At 60.9% G+C, this 3914-nt stretch carries 3 protein-coding genes and 1 pseudogene; 3 read left to right on the top strand and 1 reads right to left on the bottom strand.

Features of this window, described 5'->3' with window-relative positions; translation table 11 throughout:
* Positions 1-303 precede the first annotated feature (303 nt).
* Positions 304-501: pseudogene (locus NW857_RS05865) on the top strand (RNA-guided endonuclease TnpB family protein); the annotation flags it as partial.
* A gap of 130 nt (positions 502-631) precedes the next feature.
* Positions 632-808, top strand: a complete 177-nt coding sequence (locus tag NW857_RS05860; RefSeq protein WP_414368294.1) for a hypothetical protein — start codon at positions 632-634, stop codon at positions 806-808.
* Between the two features lie 75 nt (positions 809-883).
* On the opposite strand, the gene ilvD is transcribed toward NW857_RS05860, so the two are convergent.
* A complete protein-coding gene (gene ilvD / locus NW857_RS05855; RefSeq protein WP_414368305.1) occupies positions 884-2581 on the bottom strand; it encodes a dihydroxy-acid dehydratase in 1698 nt (565 codons plus the stop codon).
* A gap of 349 nt (positions 2582-2930) precedes the next feature.
* Here ilvD and fbp point away from each other — a divergent pair, with 349 nt between their 5' ends.
* The gene (fbp, locus tag NW857_RS05850; protein ID WP_414335561.1) at positions 2931-3914 is read left to right on the top strand and encodes a class 1 fructose-bisphosphatase; all 984 of its coding nucleotides are present in this window, start codon (positions 2931-2933) and stop codon (positions 3912-3914) included.

Genomic DNA, 3914 nt, shown 5'->3' with positions numbered 1-3914 from the left:
GCCCTCACCCCTAACCCCTCTCCCTCTGGGAGAGGGAAGTTAGAGCAGCGCGTTCGCAACAGCGTTACGTAGCAACAACAATGTGACGAACCGTCTCATTGCTATTTGAAATGACCGTAAAATAACAGCCGCAGCTTTTTCGAGTTTCATCTGAATGCGCGGGATACCCCACTCGGGTGGGAAAGGATAGCGCCCAATATACTTAGTATGACCCAAGTTCTGACTATCTCTTGCAAGCTCAAGGTATCTGCGTCGCAAGCCACAAAGTTGAATGCGACCAGGGCCTACGGCCCGCTGGCGCGAACAGAGGGGGACAACTGGAATGGACAGCAGTTGAACCAGGTAAGAGACCACTACTCCCGCTTGAGAGCGGTTCTGCAACGCAAGGCCAGTCAGGGCACACGCAGTTCTCGGCGTCGATGCCGGGAGCTGTTGCAACGGCTGTCTGGCAGGGAGAGACGCTTTCAAGTTTGGGTAAACCACTGCATCTCCACTCGCATCAGCGGCGCGTAGCGCTAAAACCCCACCCGCCTATGCGGTGGGGTAGTTTATTCGCTCTGACCACATCTTGATCTCCCCACCTCTTTTTTATCAGGATGAACTGCGCTGCCGCCTGATCATCACCCTCAGCATGTTACGAGTTGTGCAACATGTCTGCGAGGCGGTGCGGCAGGAGAACACCGAACTAGAACGGGTGAAGCAGCGCTATCTGGACGAGTGGACGCAAGCCGTCAATGCCCATGGCGCGTTCGGTCGCTGGCGGTGGAAGGTGGCACGTCACCCGGTCGAGATACGAGACGTTCTCTAACTCCCCTCTCCCACTGGGAGAGGGGTTGGGGGTGAGGGCTGGCTCCCACTGGGAGAGGGGTTGGGGGTGAGGGATCTAATCCCACAAGTTCAAATCGGTCACCGCCCCCAGGCTGCTGCTGGAGACCAGCTTGGCGTACTTGGCCAGGGTGCCCCGTTTGTAGCGGGGCTCAGGCGGAGACCAGCGGGCGCGGCGGCGGGCCAGCTCCTCTTCGCTGACATGCAGGTGCAACAGGCGAGCCGGCGCATCGATGGTGATCAGATCTCCTTCTTCCACCAGGGCAATCGTGCCCCCCACATAGGCTTCGGGAGCCACATGGCCCACCACCATGCCGTAGGTGCCGCCGGAGAAGCGGCCATCGGTGATCAGGCCCACGCTATCTCCCAAGCCAGCGCCGATGATGGCGGACGTGGGCGAGAGCATCTCCCGCATGCCGGGGCCACCCTTGGGGCCCTCGTAGCGGATCACCACCACGTCTCCCGCCCGAATCTGGCCGGAGAGGATGGCCTGCAAACAAGACTCTTCGGAGTCAAAGACCCGTGCCGGCCCCGTGATCTTGGGAGTCTTGACGCCGCTGATCTTGGCCACCGACCCTTCTGTGGCCAGGTTGCCTTTGAGAATGGCCAGGTGCCCTTGGGGGTAGAGGGGGCTGTGCCAGGGGCGAATCACCTCTTGGTCAGCGCTGGGCTCGTCTGGCACGTCCCGCAGGACTTCGGCAATTGTCTGGCCGGAGATGGTGAGGCAGTCCCCGTGCAGCAAGCCGTGGTTGAGCAGGATCTTCATTACTTGCGGGATCCCGCCGGCCCGGTGCAGATCGGTGGCAACAAAGCGGCCCGAAGGCTTGAGGTCACAGAGAACAGGCACGCGGGCGCGGATGGTCTCAAAGTCATCCAGCGTCAGGGGCACCTCCGCGGCGTGGGCAATGGCCAGAAAGTGGAGCACGGCGTTGGTGGATCCCCCTACGGCCATGATGACGGAGATGGCGTTCTCAATGCTCTGGCGAGTGATGATGTCACGGGGCCGAATGTTGGCCTTGATGGCCTCGGCCAAGACCTTGGCCGATTGGGCAGCGCTTTCGGCTTTTTCTTCGTCCTCTGCCGCCATGGTAGAGGAATAGGGCAGGCTCATGCCCATGGCCTCAAAGGCGCTGGACATGGTGTTGGCGGTGTACATGCCGCCACAGGATCCGGCACCGGGGCAGGCGTGGCGCTCCACCGCCAGCAGCTCTTCCTCGGAGATGCGACCGGCGCTGTACTCCCCTACCGCTTCAAAGGCGCTGACAATGGTGAGGTCACGGCCATTGTAATGCCCCGGCTTGATGGTGCCACCATAGACAAAGATGGAAGGCACGTTGAGGCGGGCCATGGCAATCATCGCCCCCGGCATGTTTTTGTCGCAGCCACCGATGGCCAAGAGACCATCCATACTCTGGCCGTTGACCACCGTCTCGATGGAATCGGCAATCACCTCCCGCGACACGAGGGAGTACTTCATGCCCTCGGTGCCCATGGAAATGCCGTCGCTGATGGTAATGGTGCCGAAGATCTGAGGCATGCAGCCGGCCTCCCGCAGGGCGGCTTCGGCTCGCTCGGCCAGGGCTTGGATGCCGATGTTGCAGGGGGTAATGGTGCTGTGGGCGTTGGCGATGCCGACGATGGGCTTGCCGAAGTCCTCATCGCGAAAGCCCACTGCTCTAAGCATGGCGCGGTTGGGGGAGCGCTGCACCCCCTGGGTGACCACTTGGCTGCGCAGCGGAAAAGGAGAGTTGGCCATCATTGGCAAGAAGAAACCGAGAAAAGTGAGCAGGGAAAAGAATGGGTAGAACTCATCCTACCGCTTTTCCCAAAGGCAACCGTAACCCTCCTGGCAAGAGGGATCCGACCAAATCTGAAGCAACTCTGTAAGTTCTCGGCACCTGCGCCGAGAATCGGCCAGCCTACCTAGTAAAGGGGATCCCAAATTCCAATCGCGTCAGTGGGACGCAGTCCTTGCCCGCCGGTTCGAGATACAGAAGCTAGGGATCTCTTGTTCCGGCGTTTCCTCTTAGGTGTCAGTGAAGCCGCATATGATTCTCAGCTCTCCTCCCTCCCCAGCCGCCGTGCCCAGCAGCGCCGAACGGGAGATGGCGCGGGATGTGCTCACCCTCTCCCGCCATGTCTTGCAGCAGTTTGGCAGCTTTACTGCCGAGGCCCAGGACTTCAGCGCCCTGATGAACCGCATCGCCCTGGCCGGCAAGATGATCGCCCGCCGCCTCAGCCAGGCAGGGCTGATCGAGGGGACGCTGGGGGTGACCGGCAGCGTCAATGTCCAAGGGGAAGAACAGCAACAGATGGACGACTATGCCAACCGGGCCTTCATCCGCGCCTTGGAGCAGACGGGCCTGGTGTGTCGGCTGGTGTCGGAAGAGATGAAAACGCCGGCCCGCCTGCCGGAAAACTGCTCCCTCAGCCGCTTGGCCCTGGTGATCGATCCCTTGGATGGATCTTCCAACATTGACGCCAACCTCAGCGTCGGCTCTATCTTCTCCGTTCTGCACCCCCTTGAGGATCGTCCGGAAGCAGACAACCAAGATCTCCTGCAGCCGGGCCGCCGCCAACTGGCTGCCGGCTACATCCTCTACGGCCCCAGCACCCAACTGGTCTATTCCGTCGGCAAGGGGGTACACAGTTTTACCCTGGATCCCAGCTTGGGCGAGTTCATCCTCTCCAAGAGCGATATTCGCATTCCCGAACGCGGCTCCGTCTACAGCCTTAACGAGGGCTACTTCTGCCAGTGGAGCGAAGGGATCCAGAACTATGTCCGCTACGTCCACCGCCACGATGGCTACACCTCCCGCTACAGCGGCGCTCTGGTGGCGGATTTTCACCGCATCCTTCTCCAGGGCGGGGTGTATCTCTATCCGGGCACCCAGAAAAAACCAGAGGGCAAGCTGCGGCTGATGTACGAGGCCAACCCGCTGGCGTTTTTAGTTGAGCAGGCGGGGGGCGTAGCCACCACCGGCAGCGAGGCTATCCTGGACATCGTGCCCCAATCCCTGCACCAACGGGTGCCTTTGATTATCGGCAGCCGCGAGAATGTGGAAGAAGTGTTGCGCTGCCTTCGCTGA

It is taken from the genome of Synechococcus sp. H55.9 (assembly GCF_047462355.1).
In the GTDB taxonomy this organism is placed as follows: domain Bacteria; phylum Cyanobacteriota; class Cyanobacteriia; order Thermostichales; family Thermostichaceae; genus Thermostichus.
The sequence above is the reverse complement of the archived record's forward strand: the minus strand, read 5'-3'. Positions and strand labels throughout refer to the sequence as shown.

Bases quoted from the DNA above. Each gene is read 5' to 3' on its own strand.
- fbp (WP_414335561.1), top strand. From the start codon at position 2,931: ATGGCGCGGGATGTGCTCACCCTCTCCCGCCATGTCTTGCAGCAGTTT.
- ilvD (WP_414368305.1), bottom strand. From the start codon at position 2,581: ATGGCCAACTCTCCTTTTCCGCTGCGCAGCCAAGTGGTCACCCAGGGG.
- NW857_RS05860 (WP_414368294.1), top strand. From the start codon at position 632: ATGTTACGAGTTGTGCAACATGTCTGCGAGGCGGTGCGGCAGGAGAAC.